Source organism: Pseudomonas sp. DR208, from assembly GCF_019823005.1.
GTDB lineage: Bacteria > Pseudomonadota > Gammaproteobacteria > Pseudomonadales > Pseudomonadaceae > Aquipseudomonas > Aquipseudomonas extremorientalis.
The window spans coordinates 4969210-4985366 of sequence record NZ_CP081944.1; the positions used below are offsets into that span (position 1 = coordinate 4969210).

Genomic DNA, 16157 nt, shown 5'->3' on the forward strand with positions numbered 1-16157 from the left:
CGCCTGAGTGATCAGGCGGGGCTTTTTTATGTTCGTCCGGCTAGAGGTAATGCAACAACGCAGGCACGTCCACATCCCATGACACACCAGAGTCATCTACCGCCACCTCACACACCGCCGCCTGGGCAAACAACGGCTTGGCTCCACGATCACCGGTCAAAGCCATCAACCCAGGCCCAAATGCCCGGCCAAATGCCACAGGATGCCCGTACTGCCCGTCCTGCACCGGCACACTGATGCCACCCTCCTCCAACCCCGCAATCACTCGCTCAATGCTCGATGACTGAATAAACGGCATATCCCCCAGCACCACCAGCCAGCCATTCGCCGAAGCACTGGCTGCAACCGCAGCGGCAATACTGTCGCCCATGCCGGCCGAGCGCAGCAGCAACACCTTGCAACCGTAGATCTCTGCCAAGCGAATTACTTCGGGACGATCGGCTGAAGTCACCACCCAACGATCAGCCACGGCACTCGGCAGATTCTTCAGCACCTGCTCGATCACTGGCCGAACGACGCCATCCAGGCCCACACAATCAGCCAGCAACTTGTCCTGGTCAGCCCCTGCCTCGGCGCGGAAACGGCTGCCCTGCCCCGCCGCCAGCACAATCGCGGTGATGCTCACTCAACCACCACCGGTAACGGCTTCTTCTGCATCGGCGCCACACCATTCTTGATCGCAACAATTTCCGCCATCAACGACAACGCGATTTCCGCCGGTGTATGACTGCCGATATGCAAACCGATCGGCCCATGCAGACGCGCAATCGCTTCCGTCGACAAGCCCAGCGCCGCGAGGTTTTCCCGGCGTTTCTGGCTGTTGACCCGTGAACCGAGGGCACCAATGTAGAACGCCGAGGAATTCAGTGCCGTCAGCAGCGCCATGTCATCCAGGCGCGGATCATGGGTGAGGCAGACAATGGCCGTGCGCTCGTCGGTCTGGATATTCAGCACCGCCTCATCGGGCATACCCGGCACGAAGCGACCGTGCTGGTCTTCCCAGCCATAGACAAACTCATCGCGCGGGTCGCAGATCAGTACTTCGAAATCCAGCAGGCGCGCCATTTCCGCCACATACCGCGACAACTGCCCGGCACCGATCAACAGCAGGCGCCAGCGTGGGCCATAGATGGCTCGCAGGCGTTCACCGTCGAAGGTGACGACATCGGTCTTGCTCGCGCCACTCAACGTCACCTTGCCAGTGGCCAGGTCCAACTCCCGGGCGACGATCTGATGAGCCTCGCACCGTGCCAGCAGCTCAGCCACCCATTCCCACTCGTCTACCCGCTCCTCGGTCAGGCGCAAGGTGCCGCCGCACGGCAGACCAAAACGCGCCGCTTCATCGCGGGTAACGCCGTAGGTCACCAACTGCACCGGCGGCCCGTCTTCAGGCAGCCGGCCATCCTGCAGGCGTGCAATCAAGTCATCCTCGATGCACCCGCCCGATACCGAGCCGATCACTACCCCATCGCCCCGCAACGCCAGCATGGCGCCCGGCGGGCGCGGCGCGCTGCCCCAGGTCTGGACCACGCTGTACAACACCACTCGCTGTCCGGCACGGCGCCATTCGAGCACGCTGCGCAGGACATTCAGATCCACACTGTCCACATAACCTCCTGCAAGCGTTACAACCGAGACATTCACTGTAAAACAAAAGTTGCCGAAGTGACGCGCCAGAAACGCAAACGCCCCGAACCAGTCGGGGCGTTTGTGCGTTGCTGTCGGCGTTAGTTCACGCCATCGGCGATTTACTTGACCACAGGTGCAGGGCCTTCGGCCACGCCCAGGTCATCCAGCTCACGGGTTTCCGAGATGCCGGTACCGCCGGACGCCAGCTCGCTTTGCAGCTTGTCGGTGTCCAGTTCCTTGACCCACTTGGCCACAACGATGGTGGCAACGGCGTTACCCACCAGGTTGGTCAGCGCACGGGCTTCGGACATGAAGCGGTCGATACCCAGGATCAGCGCCAGGCCGGCAACCGGCAGGTGACCTACGGCCGACAGGGTGGCCGCCAGTACGATGAAGCCCGAACCGGTCACGCCTGCAGCGCCTTTGGAGGACAGCAGCAGCACCAGCAGCAGGGTGATCTGGTGGGTGATGTCCATGTGAGTGTCAGTCGCCTGGGCGATGAACACGGCCGCCATGGTCAGGTAGATCGACGTACCGTCGAGGTTGAACGAGTAGCCAGTCGGGATGACCAGGCCTACTACGGACTTCTTGGCGCCCAGACGCTCCATCTTGATCAGCATGCGTGGCAGTGCGGACTCGGAAGACGAAGTACCCAGAACGATCAGCAGCTCTTCACGGATGTAGCGAACCAGTTTCAACACGCTGAAACCGTGAGCGCGGCAGATACCACCCAGCACCACCAGCACGAACAGCAGGCAGGTGATGTAGAAGCAGATCATCAACTGGCCCAGTTGCACCAGCGAACCCACACCGTAGGCACCGATGGTGAACGCCATGGCGCCCAGGGCACCGATTGGCGCGAGCTTCATGATCATGTTGATGATGTTGAACATCACGTGGGCGAAGCGATCGATGAAATCCAGTACCGGCTTGCCGTAGGCACCCAGGCGGTGCAGGGCGAAACCGAAGATCACCGAGAACATCAGCACTTGCAGGATGTCGCCGTTGGCGAACGCGCCGACGATAGTGTTAGGGATCACATTGAGGATAAAGCCGACGATGCTCTGGTCCTTACCGGCAGTGACGTAGGCTGCCACTTTGGAAGCGTCCAGGGTGGCGACGTCGATGTGCATGCCGTTGCCCGGTTGCACCACGTTCACCACGATCAGGCCGATCAGCAGCGCGATGGTGGAAACGATCTCGAAGTACAGCAGTGCATAGCCGCCGGTCTTGCCGACCGATTTCATGCTTTGCATGCCAGCGATGCCGCTGACAACGGTGCAGAAGATGATCGGGGCGATGACCATTTTGATCAGTTTGATGAACCCGTCACCCAGTGGCTTGAGGGCCACACCGGTCTGTGGGTAGAAGTGACCGAGCAAAATACCGATAACGATTGCAACGATCACCTGGAAGTACAGGGATTTGTAGATAGGCTGACGAGTCGTCATTGCAAAGTTCCTCAATCGTCCCGTGTGGCAAATATCCGCCATTGCCCACGACACTTGAATTGCGAACCCTCCTGCACTGGAGGGATTTGTTGTTTGCGAGGTCTGTAGGTGCAGCCTGCGCTGTCATCCTTATCGCAAACGCCGTGCCACTTTGCTGAAAAACCCTGAAGGCCTTTAGACATCAGGGTTTGGGCTTTACAAGTGCCCTCCCAGGCGCCGAGTCGAGTGGCGGATTTCCGCCCACCAACCTGATCCCGTCCTACAATTTGGCGGATATCCGCCTTGTGACCCCATCCGAGGGTGGCTACCATCCGCCCTTCCATGGAAGAGGCCTTCGCATGCGTGAACGTACCATCGCCAGCCATTACGCCCGGGCAGCCCTCGGCGGTGCGCGTCGGGTCGGTTACGACTACTCGGGCCTGCTGCTGCAAGCAGGTATCACCCCGGAACTGCTGACCGAACCTCGCGCCCGCATCGCGCCGGAACAATTTACCCGGTTGCTGCAAATGCTCTGGCTGGCGCTGGACGATGAATACCTGGGGTTTGCCGACGGCCCCAGCAAACGCGGCACCTTTGCCATGATGTGCCACGCATTGATCCACTGCCGCACCCTGGAGAAAGCCCTGGAACGCGGCTTATTGTTTTATAGCCTATTCCCGCAGGGACCACGCTGGCAGCTGACACGTGAAGGCGAAATGGCCCGTTTGAGCCTGGACGACTCGCAATTGTGGGACCCGGATCACTTCCTCAGCGAATGCCTGCTGGTGATCTGGCATCGACTCGGCAGTTGGCTGATCGGCCAACGCATCCGCCTGCACCAGGCCACCTTCAGCTACCCGATGCCGGCTCACGCCAGCGAATACGACCTGCTGTTTCCCTGCACCCAGGTATTCGGCGCACCGAACAGCAGCCTGGTATTTCACGGCCGCTACCTGAGCCTGCCGCTGTTGCAGGACGAACGCACGCTCAAGCACTTCCTCGAGCGCTCCCCCGCTGACCTGTTGTCACGGCCGGATGAAGGCGACAGCTTGAGCAGCCAGCTCCGCCGCTTGCTCAGCGGCGACCGTACACCCTGGCCAGACTTGGAAGCCGTCGCCCAGCAGTTGCACATCAGCCCGCAGACCCTGCGCAGGCATTTGCGCGAAGAAGGCACCAGCTTTCAGGCACTCAAGGATGAGCTGCGGCGGGACATCGCCATCTATCATTTGGGGCGGGCGGATTTGTCGTTGCAGGAGATTGCCGAGCAGTTGGGGTTTTCCGAACCGTCGGCGTTTCATCGAGCGTTCAAGAAGTGGACGGGGTTGACGCCGGGGGCTTACCGAGCCCAAGAGAGCTAAAGATGTAGCGCCTGGACTGACGCTATCGGGGCAAGCCCCCTCCCACATTTTGATGTTTGAACACATTCAAAGGTGGGAGGGGGCTTGCCCCCGATGAGGCCTGTACACCCCATAAAGATCACAAAGCCGGGAAGTGAATCCTGAAGGCGGCGCCACCCAACGGTGAATCGCCCAGGGTCAAACGCGCACCGTAGCTCTCGATGATGTCCTTGACCACCGCCAACCCAATCCCCTGCCCCGGGTGCTGACGGTCCAGCCGTTCACCCCGCTGCAGAATCCTGGCACGCTGATCCGGCGGCACGCCAGGCCCGTCATCCTCAATACACAGCTCGGTGCCTTCCAGGCTTTCCACGAGGCTGATGCGCACTTCGCTCACGCACAGGCGGTAGGCGTTTTCCAGCAGGTTGCCGAGCAGCTCCAACAAGGCGCCTTTCTCGATTGGCACGTCACATTCTTCCGGCAGGTCGAAGGACACACTGACGCGCTTGTCGCGATAGACCTTGCCCAGCGTATCGCACAGGCTTTGCAGTACCGGCTCCAGGCGCACCTGGTGGCGCACCAGGCCGCTTTTGCGCAGGCTGGCGCGCTGCAACTGGTAGCTGATCTGCTGGCTCATGCGCTCGATCTGCGATTGCAGCACCCGGGCCTGCTCGCGATCTTCCGGACGCTGGGCCATTTCTTCGCTCACTCCCTGCAACACCGCGAGCGGGGTTTTCAGGCTGTGGGCCAAATCGTCGAGGGAATCGCGGTAGCGCGCACGTTGCTCACGCTCGCTGTGCAGCAAGCGGTTGAGGGAGCCGGTCAGGCGCAGCAATTCGCGGGGGTGTTGTTCGGAGAGGCTCTCACGGGTGCCGCCTTCGATCTGGTCGAGCTCCTGACTCAGCCGGCGCAGGGCTTGCAGGCCCCAGGTCAGGCCCAGCCACAGTAAGGTCAACAACACCAGCAAGGCTGCGCCGAAGCCCAGGTAGAGATTTTCGCGCAGGCCTTCCAGGGTCAACTGGTATTCGCGCACCGGTTGCAGGGCCACGATACTGAAGGCGGCGCTCTTGCCGCCCAGCAGCCTGACCTCGACGTCATACACGAAGAATTCCTGGCCGTTGGCCTCGCGAATCCGCGCAAACTCGTTACCGCGCCCGTCGTAGCGCGGCTTGTAGTTGATGTTTTCTTCTTTGGTCGCCCGCGAACGCCACACCAGGTGGCCTTCGCGGTCGTAGATATAGCCGAGCAGGCGGCTGTCAGTGAGGTTGAAGCGTTCGTCGGGCAACTGCGCCGGCATCAGCAGACGGTTGTTTTCGACCCGCGCGGCAGAGATCAAGGTGGTGACGTCCGACGCCAGGCGCTGCTCGATGGAGTCCTGCAACGCCAGGCTGAACGCCCCTTGCATGGCCGGCAACAGGCCGAGCATGAACAGCACGGCCAGGGTGGCGGCCGCCAGCATCAAGCGTACGCGTAGCGAGCGAATCAACGGCAGCGCTCATTGAACAGATAGCCCAGGCCACGCACCGTGTCGATCGGCTTGAACCCGGCCGGGCCTTCCAGCTTGCGACGCAGGCGACCGACCAGCACCTCGATGACATTCGGATCACGCTCGTCGTCATCGGGGTAGAGCTGTTCCATCAAGCGGTCTTTGGCGACCACTTGTTGGTGATGGCGCATCAGGTATTCAAGGATCCGATATTCGTAGGCGGTCAACGCCAGCGGCTGCTCTTCGAGCGACGCCTGCTTGCGATTGAGGTCCAGCAACAAGGGACCAGCAACAATGGTCGACTGGGTAAAGCCACTGGAGCGGCGCAGCAAAGCGTTCATCCGCGCCTCCAGCTCTTCGAACTGGAACGGTTTGACCACGTAGTCGTCGGCCCCCGCAGCCAGGCCTTCGACCTTGTCCTGCCAGTTACCGCGGGCGGTGAGGATCAGGATCGGAAAGGTCTTGGCCTGGGTACGCAGTTGGCGGATCAGGTCCAGGCCGCCCATGCCGGGCAGGCCCAGGTCGATAATCGCCAGGTCATGATTGAACTGGCCAGTCTGGTACAGCGCCTCTTCGGCATTGGCCACGGCCTCGACCACATGCCCGCTGTCGGTCAGGCGGGTAAACAGGTGATGACGCAGCAGCGCCTCATCTTCCACCACCAGCAATTTCATAAGGCTCTCCAAAGCAATTCAACTGTCCGACAGAGGGATATCATAGCGGCCCTGCAGGTCTTGCGGGCGCAGTTTAATGCCATTGAACTGGCCGGTCAGGTGTTCATAGCCGGCGCGGTAGGCCGGCTGCGGTGTTGCAAGGCCCAGGGACTGGCCCCAGGGCGTGGGTTGGCTGCCCATTTCTTCGAAGCTGACACGCTGGATCAAGGTACTGGATTTCTTGGTTTTCTCACCGCCGAATGCGGCGAAGGCGCCATCGGATGCCTGGACCCCAGCGGTTGCACTGAGCATGGTTAACGCCAACATCAGCTGTTTGATCGCAGTCATGGTGTTACCTCTATGCGTTTGGCTGTATGCCCCAGACTACGCAGCCCCCCCTGAACTCCCCCTGAACAGGCTCTGAACCTCACCTGAACCGCAGTGGGCTATCCTCACGCCCCTCAACTCGGCAAAATACCGACCATGAATCCCTTGCCCGCTTGCTGCACTCCACTCGACGCCCATTGGCCGCTGCCCGAACCGTTGCCCGGCACGGTGTTTCTCAGCACGCGCTTTGACCCGGCCCTGCTCACGGCCGGCGATTTCCAGCGCTGTGCCGTGCCGCCACCGGCGAGCATCCAGCGCTCGGTAGCCAAGCGTCAGGCCGAGTTCCTCGCCGGCCGCTTGTGCGCCCGTGCCGCCCTGCAACAGCTAGATCACCTGGACTGCATCCCCGCGATCGGCGAAGACCGCGCACCGGTGTGGCCCGCGCCTATCAGCGGCTCCATCACCCATAGCACCGGGCATGCCGCCGCGATTGTCGGGCACAAGGCGCAATGGCGCGGGCTGGGGATGGACCTGGAGAATGTGCTGAGCCTCGAGCGGGCCGAGCGGTTGGCGGGGGAAATCCTGACGGCTGATGAATTACTGCGCATGTCCGCCTTGCCAAGAGAAAGGATCGCCCTGTTGGTGACGCTGACGTTCTCCGCCAAGGAGAGCCTGTTCAAGGCGCTCTACCCCATTGTGCAAAAGCGTTTCTACTTTGAGCATGCCGAGTTGCTGGAATGGTCAGAGGCCGGGCATCTGCGGTTGCGACTGCTGACGGACCTGTCCGAAGAATGGTGCCACGGCAAGGAATTGGCGGGGCAGTTCGCGGTGGATGATGGGCAGTTGTTGAGCCTGGTCGCAATCAGCGCCTGATCCATCAGGGTTTCTCTTGATCCCTGGGCCAACTCAAGCTGAAACACGCGCCGCCCAGATTATTGCTCTTGCTGATCAACGCCCGCCCACCGTGCCAGTAGATAATCCGCCGCACGATCGACAGCCCCAGGCCATGCCCGCCCGAGGCACGGGTGCGACTGTCGTCCAGGCGCAGGAACGGCGTGAAGATGCGCTCCCAGGCACTTTCCGGCACACCGGGGCCGTCGTCTTCCACGTCGATGCGGCAGCGTACCTGGCCCACCTGATAACTGATCAACACCTGCCCCTGGGCATGGCGCATGGCATTGCTCACCAGGTTCTGCAGGGCACGGTGCAGGTAACGCGGTTCGGCGTCGACCCAGGCGTCGTCCCAATGCGTCGAAGACAAGCAGATCCCTCGGGCCACGGTCACTTGCGGACGCAGTGGCGATAATTCGCCGATCACCTGGTCGAGCAGCGCATCGAGGTCGACGCGCTGGAAATTCAGCTCCGGCGAGCCTTGTTCCAGGCGCGCATAAGTGAGCATTTCATCCACCAGGCCATCGAGGTCCTGGATGTCGTTGTCCATGCCTTCCAGGTATTTACGCCGAGCCTCGACGGTAGTGGCGTCGCCAACCATCTCCAGGCCGAAACGCAGGCGTGCCACCGGCGTGCGCAGCTCGTGCGACACAGCGCGCACCAGTTCACGCTGGATAGCAAGCAGCTGTTGCAAATGCTCGGCCATGCCATTAAACGCTGCCGCCAGCCGCCCCACCGAATCGGCGCCACGGGCCGGCACGCGGACTTCCAGGTTGCCCTTGGCGATGCGGGTGGCGGCGGCCTCCAGGCCGCGCAGCCGACGCTCAAGCTGGCGCACCAACAGATAGACGATCAGCCCGATCAGGGTCAGGCCGATCAAGGCGATCAGGATCAGCCATTGCGCCGGGTAAGGGTTCATCTGATACAACGGGCCGATCTCCAGCACCCACGGTGTACCGACCATACCGGCAAACACGCGGATCGAATCGCCGCCCTTGCCCAGGGCCATCACCGTGTCGCCTTCCGAAACCCGCCGACGCTGGTCTTCATCCATATCGGCCTGGTCGAGGGTCATCAGGTGCATATCAAAGCCAAAGCCCTTGGTTTCCTTTATATCTGCCAGGCGCTGCGGCTGTTCGGCCACCGGGAAGCGCACCAGCTCATCGGCCAGCAGGTAGATAGTCGCGCGGGCCAGTTGTTCGCTGATCTGCTGAACCTCGCCTGTAAGAACAAGCTGCTCCTGTTCGCTGACCAAACGCAGCACCCGCGCGGCATGCGGCCCGGTCTGCTCCACCAGCACCTGGCCGCGTTGCAGGCGATTGCGCTGGCTCAAGTCCAGTTGCGCATCGGCCAGCGGGCGCAACTCCAGCGGGATCCCCAGCAAACGCTCCCACACCGCCAGGGCGCGCTGGCGCTCGATGGCGCTCATGGGTTGCAGGTTGTCACCCATCAAGGCGAAGGTGCCATGGGCCAGGCGCTCGCGGTACTGGCCGCTGCGCACCTCGTTGAGCAGGTGCAAGGCCAGCACGCCGAGCAGCGCTACCAGGATCAGCGCCGCGCACATGCCGCCGTATATGCGCAGGAAGATCGAGTTCACAGCGGCATGTCGGCGGCGGCTTCGGGGACGAACAGGTAGCCTTTGCTGCGAATGGTCTTGATCAGGCGCGGGTGGATGGGGTCGTCACCTATCTTGGGGCGTATGCGAGAAATACGCACGTCGATGGAGCGATCCTGGCCGTCGTAGCCGATGCCGCGCAGGGCAATGAAGATTTCTTCGCGGGACAGAATGCGCCCGGCATTCGCCACCAGCAGCCACAGCAGGTCGAACTCGGCGCTGGTCAGTTCGATGCCCTCATTATTCAGCCAGGCCTCGCGCAGGGCGTTGTCCACCACCAGAGGGCCGAATTGCAGGCGGCGCTGGTTCTCCACGGCGGTTGGCTCCGTCGCTTCGCTGCGCCGCAGCAGGGCCTGGATGCGCGCCAGCAACAGGCGCGGACGCACGGGCTTGCACACATAATCGTCGGCGCCCATGTCCAGGCCCAGCACCTGGTCCATATCGTCGGTGCGCGCGGTGAGCATCAGGATCACGCCGTCATAGCGCTCACGCACCTTGCGGCAGATGCTCAGGCCGTCTTCGCCGGGCAGCATCAGGTCGAGGATCACCAGGTCGGGCTGTTCGGCGATGATCCGCGCCGCCGCCCGGCCACCATCGCTCTCCACCGAGACCCGCAGGCCGTTGCTCTCCAGGTACTCACGGGTCAATTCGGCCAGTCGCTGGTCATCTTCGACTATCAATACCTGCCAGGCTTCTTGCTCCACGGGTGACCTCAATGTCTGTCATAAAAGGCGGGCATGATGTGGGTCACTTCTTAGCCCGAGGCAGGCGATTGTAGCCATGGGCCAGCCCTCAAACACAAGCCAGGAAATCCATTCGGTGATCAGGTTTTTTTGTGATAGGGTTCGCGCCCTTCGAAAATGGGCCGCTTGTTTTCAGGCCGAAACATTTAATGACAAACGGCGTAATCCAGCAGCAATGCGGCCTACACGGCTGTTCTACCTTTCTTACACATTTTACTCACAGCGTTATCCACAGGTTACTGCGTTGCTAACCCCTCGAAAACGCATTATCTTGTACCTCGGCACTACAGAAGACCCTACATGTGGGGTTTTCGAAGAAATCGCCCAACCACACAAGTGGCTCGAAATTCAAGCGTTTTATTGCTAGCGCAGCATGGAACCAACCGATTTTCAGTAGACCAAACCGCTCACGCGGATGGCAGCTGTTTCCCATCCCCGATATGGAAAACGGTACGGGTGTTGCAGGAAGAGCCTGGCACTCGCAATCAAATATAGAACGTGGAGACAACCCCCCATGCAAACCGACACAACTCGCGAGAACCCGCAAGGCTCCGTGCCGCAGGCCGCTGATTCGAACCTGGATCTGTCCGCCACCGCACCTGGCCAACTGCGTGTGATCAAGCGTAACGGCACTGTCGTTCCTTACACCGATGACAAAATCACCGTCGCCATCACCAAAGCGTTTCTTGCAGTTGAAGGCGGCACCGCTGCCGCTTCGTCGCGCATCCACGACACCGTTGCCCGCCTGACCGAACAGGTCACCGCGACCTTCAAGCGTCGCATGCCGTCGGGCGGCACCATCCACATCGAAGAAATCCAGGACCAGGTCGAACTGGCCCTGATGCGTGCCGGCGAGCAGAAAGTCGCCCGCGACTACGTGATCTACCGTGATTCGCGTGCCAAGGAACGTGCCGTACGCTCCCCGGCCGAAGAAGCCGCCGTGCAAGCGCATCCGTCGATCCGTATCACCCTGGCCGACGGCAGCTTTGCACCGCTGGACCTGGGCCGCCTGAACACCATCATCACCGAGGCCTGCGAAGGCCTGGAAGAAGTCGACGGTGACCTGATCCAGCGCGAAACCCTGAAGAACCTGTACGACGGCGTGGCCCTGACCGACGTCAACACCGCCCTGGTGATGACCGCCCGTACCCTGGTTGAACGCGAGCCGAACTACTCGTTCGTGACCGCGCGCCTGCTGATGGACACCCTGCGTGCCGAAGGCCTGGGCTTCCTGAAAGTCGCCGACAGCGCCACCCACCACGAGATGGCTGACCTGTACGCCAAGGCCCTGCCGGCCTACATCGCCAAGGGTATCGAATTCGAATTGCTGAACCCGGTCCTGGCCACCTTCGACCTGGAAAAACTCGGCAAGGCGATCAACCACGAGCGTGACCAGCAGTTCACCTACCTGGGCCTGCAGACCCTGTACGACCGTTACTTCATCCACAAGGACGGTATCCGCTTCGAACTGCCGCAAGTGTTCTTCATGCGCGTGGCCATGGGCCTGGCGATCGAAGAGAAGCAGAAAGAAGACCGTGCCATCGAGTTCTACAACCTGCTGTCGTCCTTCGACTACATGTCGTCGACCCCGACCCTGTTCAACGCCGGCACCCTGCGTCCACAGCTGTCGAGCTGCTACCTGACCACCGTGCCGGATGACCTGTCGGGCATCTACCACGCGATCCACGACAACGCCATGCTGTCCAAATTCGCCGGCGGCCTGGGCAACGACTGGACCCCGGTGCGTGCATTGGGTTCGTACATCAAGGGCACCAACGGCAAGTCCCAGGGCGTCGTGCCGTTCCTGAAAGTGGTGAACGACACTGCCGTGGCCGTAAACCAGGGTGGCAAGCGCAAAGGCGCGGTGTGTGCCTACCTGGAAACCTGGCACATGGACATCGAAGAGTTCATCGAGCTGCGCAAGAACACCGGTGATGACCGTCGTCGTACCCACGACATGAACACCGCCAACTGGATCCCTGACCTGTTCATGAAGCGTGTCTTCGATGACGGCAAATGGACCCTGTTCTCGCCATCCGAAGTGCCGGACCTGCACGACCTGACCGGTAAAGCCTTCGAAGAGCGCTACGAGTACTACGAAGCCCTCACCGAGTACCCAGGCAAGGTCAAGCTGTTCAAGACCATCCAGGCCAAAGACCTGTGGCGCAAAATGCTGTCCATGCTGTTTGAAACCGGCCACCCATGGCTGACCTTCAAAGACCCGTGCAACCTGCGCAGCCCGCAGCAGCACGTGGGCGTGGTCCACAGCTCGAACCTGTGCACCGAGATCACCTTGAACACCAACAAGGACGAGATCGCCGTTTGCAACCTGGGCTCGATCAACCTGCCGAACCACATCGTCAACGGCAAGCTGGACACCGCCAAGCTGGAACGCACCGTCAACACCGCTGTTCGCATGCTCGATAACGTCATCGACATCAACTACTACTCGGTGCCACAGGCGCAGAACTCCAACTTCAAGCACCGCCCGGTCGGCCTCGGCATCATGGGCTTCCAGGACGCGCTGTACCTGCAGCACATTCCTTACGGTTCGGATGCTGCGGTCGAGTTCGCCGACAAGTCCATGGAAGCGGTGAGCTACTACGCGATCCAGGCTTCCTGCGACCTGGCCGACGAGCGCGGCGCCTACGAGACGTTCCAGGGTTCGCTGTGGTCCAAGGGCATCCTGCCGCTGGATTCGCAACAGATCCTCATCGAAGCCCGTGGCCAGAAGTACATCGACGTCGACCTGAACGAATCCCTGGACTGGGCGCCGGTACGTGCCCGTGTGCAGAAAGGCATTCGTAACTCCAACATCATGGCTATCGCACCGACCGCCACCATCGCCAACATCACCGGCGTATCGCAGTCGATCGAACCGACCTACCAGAACCTGTATGTGAAATCGAACCTCTCGGGCGAATTCACCGTGATCAACCCGTACCTGGTTCGCGACCTCAAGGCTCGCGGCCTGTGGGACTCGGTCATGATCAACGACCTGAAGTACTACGACGGTTCCGTGCAACAGATCGAGCGCATCCCGCAAGAACTCAAAGAGCTCTACGCGACCGCCTTCGAAGTAGACACCAAGTGGATCGTTGACGCCGCCAGCCGTCGCCAGAAGTGGATCGACCAGGCGCAGTCCCTGAACCTGTATATCGCCGGCGCTTCGGGCAAGAAGCTGGACGTGACCTACCGCATGGCCTGGTACCGTGGCCTGAAAACCACTTACTACCTCCGTGCCCTGGCCGCGACCAGCACCGAGAAGTCGACCATCAACACCGGTAAGCTGAACGCTGTTTCCAGCGGCGGCAACCACGGTGATGATTCGGTGCTTGCTGCGCCAGCTGGCCCGGCGCCAGTGCCAAAAGCCTGCGCGATTGACGAGCCGGATTGCGAAGCTTGCCAATAAGCTGAGCCTGCCTTGGGTTTAACCACCCAAGACTGAAAAGCCCCCGATATATCCATGGTGTATCGGGGGCTTTTTTTGTCGGGCTACAGGCAAGTACGCTGACTAGAACAAGATGGTCGCAACACCCGATTTAGGCACACCGCCTCGCCCTCCCCACAACTCAACCCGGCCATTGATGACCGCCATCGAGTGTCCGTCGTACTCCACGGTGCCCACCTTGCTGTTTCTCAAATCGGCGTCGCTCGCAGGCCGGTAGCGCCCCTTCAACCCCAGTCGATCCAAGCCCTCACGCGAATCCTCGCCATCATTGAGGCTATCCATCGCTGCCCGGAAACTTCTCCCAGCCGTGCCGTCGTTATTTTCCATCTGCGCCCGCTTGGCGCTGGCGGCATACATGAAGTTGGCGTCCGTCATCATTGCCGGGTCATCCCCCTTGAATTGAGCATGCCTGGCCGCTTGCTTCACTTCGTCTTTGGTCAATGACAGCTTGAAGCCATCGCGCATTGTCACGTCGTAACCGTTTGCAGTCTCCTTCACGTCCTTGAAGACATCGGTAGGCTTCTGGCCATACTGCATCATGGCGGCTTTGATGGCGGAAACCGTGATGCAATTACCATCGGGGCCCTGACTGAATCCGCTCCAGATATTGTCAGGCTTTTTTCCGGGGTTGCTGTTATCCGGCCTGTAGTTGAAGTGCCTTGCCCCTTCAGTAACCGGCTTGTTGCTCATGGACTCAGAGGGCCCGAAATCACTTCGGGGAACGCTGGGACCGCGACGACCGCCTGGCGACACAGGGGGCGCAGGTGGCTGTGAATCCTCGTCTTCGGGAAACCACTGTTTCAACAGCTGCCTGAGAAACTCACGAAACTGTGCATCAGCGGCCTCAATCATTGTGTTGAGGATTTCCTTGAACTTCTCACTCCCCAATTTCTCACGTAACGCATTCAACTTGTCGCGCGTATCCTGAACCACCTGATTCTTGCCGGTCTGTTGCGCATCGAACAGCTCGCCGAGCAACTGCTTCACCGCAGACACTTCAGCCACCGGCGCAACCACAGGTGTATCGCCGCCTGCCTGGCCAGGCATATACCCGACACGCCGAGCGCCTTGCCCGGACACTCCTGAATGCCACATTCCCCGCCCCCCTTTGATTGGTGAGCCACCCAGGCTCTGGTTCAATCAGTGGCAGAACAGGTCAAGCGCGTTCCTTCCCAAGCTTCAAAGCACGTAACCTGATATGTCATCGGCACTTTTTCTTACGCCCACAAAAAAGCCCTTCTTACGAAGGGCTTTTTGTGCAGCGCTACCGCATATCAGGTCATCTGGATGATGGTCTGCATGATGGTGCTCTGGGTGGAGATGGTCTTGGCGTTCGCCTGGTAGTTGCTCTGGGCCTTGATCAGGTCTACCAGCTCGTTGGTCAGGTTGACGTTGGAGTTCTCCAAGGAGTTGGCCACGATCGAACCCAGGGTACCGGCTTGCGGGGTGTCATAACCCGGCTGGCCCGAGGCGAAGGTTTCTTTCCAGGTAGTGCTACCGGCAGGCTGCAGACCCTGTTCGTTGTTGAAGCTGGCCAGCGAGATCTGGCCGATGGCCTTGCTCTGCTGGTTGCTGAACGTGGCGAACAGCACGCCGCTGCCGTCGATTTTCAGGCCGGTGATCTGGCCGGTGGCGTAGCCATCGGTGACCGGTGGGTTGCGGTAGGTGGCCGAGTTGTACTGGGTGATGTTGGCCATGTTGACGGCGATACCTGCTGGGTTCGCATCTGCACCGTTGGCCTTCCACACACCGTTGGTCACGGTGCCAGGAACCCAACCGCTAATGGTCAGGGTCTTATCAGAGACACCACCGGTGACCACACTGGTGAGCTTGCCGGCGCCGTCAAAGGTCAAGGTCGATGGCACAGGTGGAGTCGATGGGGTGCCGGTTGGCGCCGAACCGTTGGGGTTGCGACCATCGATCAGGGTATAGGCATTCCACTTGTTACCGTCGGTTTTCACCAGGTACTGCACCATCGGGTGCGCGTTGCCCTGGGAATCGTACAAGGTGGTGCTGTACTGGGTGGTAAAGGTGCTGGTGTCGTTCGGGTTGAACGGCTTGGCCACCTGGTCGATCACCGGCTCCGAGGAGTTCAGGTTACTGGTGGAGTCCACTTTGGTGGAGGCCTTGGGCGGCAGGTTCGACAGGTTCAGTTGCAGGTCGGTCAGGCCGCCCTTGATGATCTTGCCATCGGCATCTGCCGCGTAGCCTTGCAGGCGCGAAGTGCCGGTATTGTTGGTGATGTAGCCGTCTTTGTCGGCACGGAAGGCACCGCTGCGGGTGTACTCCAGCGAACCGTCGCTGCCCTTCTGCACGAAGAAGCCGCCACCCTGGATCGCCATGTCCAGGATACCGCCGCTGCCGTTGACGTCACCCTGGGTGAATTGCTGCGACACGGCCGCCAGGTTCACACCGTTGCCGATGCTGTTCTGGCCGGTGCCCAGCTTGGACGCGGCGTAGATGTCGGCGAATTCCGCACGGGACGACTTGAAGCCAGTGGTCGCGACGTTGGCGATGTTGTTGCCGGTCACGTCCAGTTGTTTGTTGGCCGCATAGAGGCCGCTAAGGCCGATGTTAAAAGACATGTTTCTCTCC

General features: G+C 60.8%; 13 protein-coding genes. 3 read left to right on the top strand and 10 right to left on the bottom strand.

The genetic code is table 11. The annotated features are described in order from the left end of the window. Positions 1 to 40: 40 nt before the first annotated feature. From K5K89_RS22290 to K5K89_RS22300, 3 genes are all read right to left on the bottom strand, one after another. A complete protein-coding gene (locus K5K89_RS22290) occupies positions 41 to 625 on the bottom strand; it encodes an NTP transferase domain-containing protein (protein ID WP_222540285.1) in 585 nt (194 codons plus the stop codon). Continuing rightward, the gene (locus tag K5K89_RS22295) at positions 622 to 1608 is read right to left on the bottom strand and encodes an XdhC family protein (RefSeq protein WP_071490510.1); all 987 of its coding nucleotides are present in this window, start codon (positions 1606 to 1608) and stop codon (positions 622 to 624) included. The genes K5K89_RS22290 and K5K89_RS22295 overlap by 4 nt, the downstream gene beginning before the upstream one ends. Positions 1609 to 1748: 140 nt before the next feature. Further along, on the bottom strand, positions 1749 to 3080 hold the full coding sequence (locus tag K5K89_RS22300) for a dicarboxylate/amino acid:cation symporter (protein ID WP_071490511.1): 1332 nt from the start codon (positions 3078 to 3080) through the stop codon (positions 1749 to 1751). 338 nt (positions 3081 to 3418) lie between these two features. Here K5K89_RS22300 and K5K89_RS22305 point away from each other — a divergent pair, with 338 nt between their 5' ends. After that, complete coding sequence (locus K5K89_RS22305) at positions 3419 to 4417, top strand: AraC family transcriptional regulator (RefSeq protein WP_071490512.1); 999 nt, start codon at positions 3419 to 3421, stop codon at positions 4415 to 4417. Positions 4418 to 4535: 118 nt separating this feature from the next. On the opposite strand, the gene K5K89_RS22310 is transcribed toward K5K89_RS22305, so the two are convergent. The 3 genes from K5K89_RS22310 to K5K89_RS22320 are packed head-to-tail and all read right to left on the bottom strand — an operon-like array spanning position 4536 to position 6883. Beyond that, positions 4536 to 5882, bottom strand: a complete 1347-nt coding sequence (locus K5K89_RS22310) for an ATP-binding protein (RefSeq protein ID WP_093128142.1) — start codon at positions 5880 to 5882, stop codon at positions 4536 to 4538. After that, positions 5879 to 6556: a response regulator gene (locus K5K89_RS22315; RefSeq protein WP_058427484.1), complete on the bottom strand. Its 678-nt coding sequence runs from the start codon at positions 6554 to 6556 to the stop codon at positions 5879 to 5881. The genes K5K89_RS22310 and K5K89_RS22315 overlap by 4 nt, the downstream gene beginning before the upstream one ends. Before the next feature lie 18 nt (positions 6557 to 6574). Further along, complete coding sequence (locus K5K89_RS22320; protein ID WP_071490514.1) at positions 6575 to 6883, bottom strand: hypothetical protein; 309 nt, start codon at positions 6881 to 6883, stop codon at positions 6575 to 6577. 135 nt (positions 6884 to 7018) lie between these two features. Between K5K89_RS22320 and K5K89_RS22325 the strand changes: the two genes are divergently transcribed. Next, a complete protein-coding gene (locus K5K89_RS22325) occupies positions 7019 to 7735 on the top strand; it encodes a 4'-phosphopantetheinyl transferase (RefSeq protein ID WP_071490515.1) in 717 nt (238 codons plus the stop codon). Between the two features lie 4 nt (positions 7736 to 7739). Here the strand turns inward: K5K89_RS22325 and K5K89_RS22330 are convergent, their stop codons facing one another. Beyond that, positions 7740 to 9350 carry an ATP-binding protein gene (locus K5K89_RS22330; RefSeq protein WP_071490516.1) on the bottom strand — a complete coding sequence of 537 codons (1611 nt, stop codon included), beginning with the start codon at positions 9348 to 9350 and terminating at the stop codon, positions 7740 to 7742. Further along, on the bottom strand, positions 9347 to 10072 hold the full coding sequence (locus tag K5K89_RS22335) for a response regulator (protein ID WP_222540286.1): 726 nt from the start codon (positions 10070 to 10072) through the stop codon (positions 9347 to 9349). Before K5K89_RS22335 ends, K5K89_RS22330 begins: the two co-directional genes overlap by 4 nt. Positions 10073 to 10625: 553 nt before the next feature. On the opposite strand from K5K89_RS22335, the gene K5K89_RS22340 reads away from it, so the two are divergent. After that, the gene (locus tag K5K89_RS22340) at positions 10626 to 13523 is read left to right on the top strand and encodes a ribonucleoside-diphosphate reductase subunit alpha (RefSeq protein ID WP_071490518.1); all 2898 of its coding nucleotides are present in this window, start codon (positions 10626 to 10628) and stop codon (positions 13521 to 13523) included. Positions 13524 to 13625: 102 nt separating this feature from the next. Here the strand turns inward: K5K89_RS22340 and K5K89_RS22345 are convergent, their stop codons facing one another. Together K5K89_RS22345 and flgE are read right to left on the bottom strand one after the other, a co-directional pair. Next, positions 13626 to 14609: a hypothetical protein gene (locus K5K89_RS22345; protein ID WP_222540287.1), complete on the bottom strand. Its 984-nt coding sequence runs from the start codon at positions 14607 to 14609 to the stop codon at positions 13626 to 13628. A gap of 227 nt (positions 14610 to 14836) precedes the next feature. Next, positions 14837 to 16147, bottom strand: a complete 1311-nt coding sequence (flgE, locus tag K5K89_RS22350; RefSeq protein ID WP_071490520.1) for a flagellar hook protein FlgE — start codon at positions 16145 to 16147, stop codon at positions 14837 to 14839. Positions 16148 to 16157: the final 10 nt, after the last annotated feature.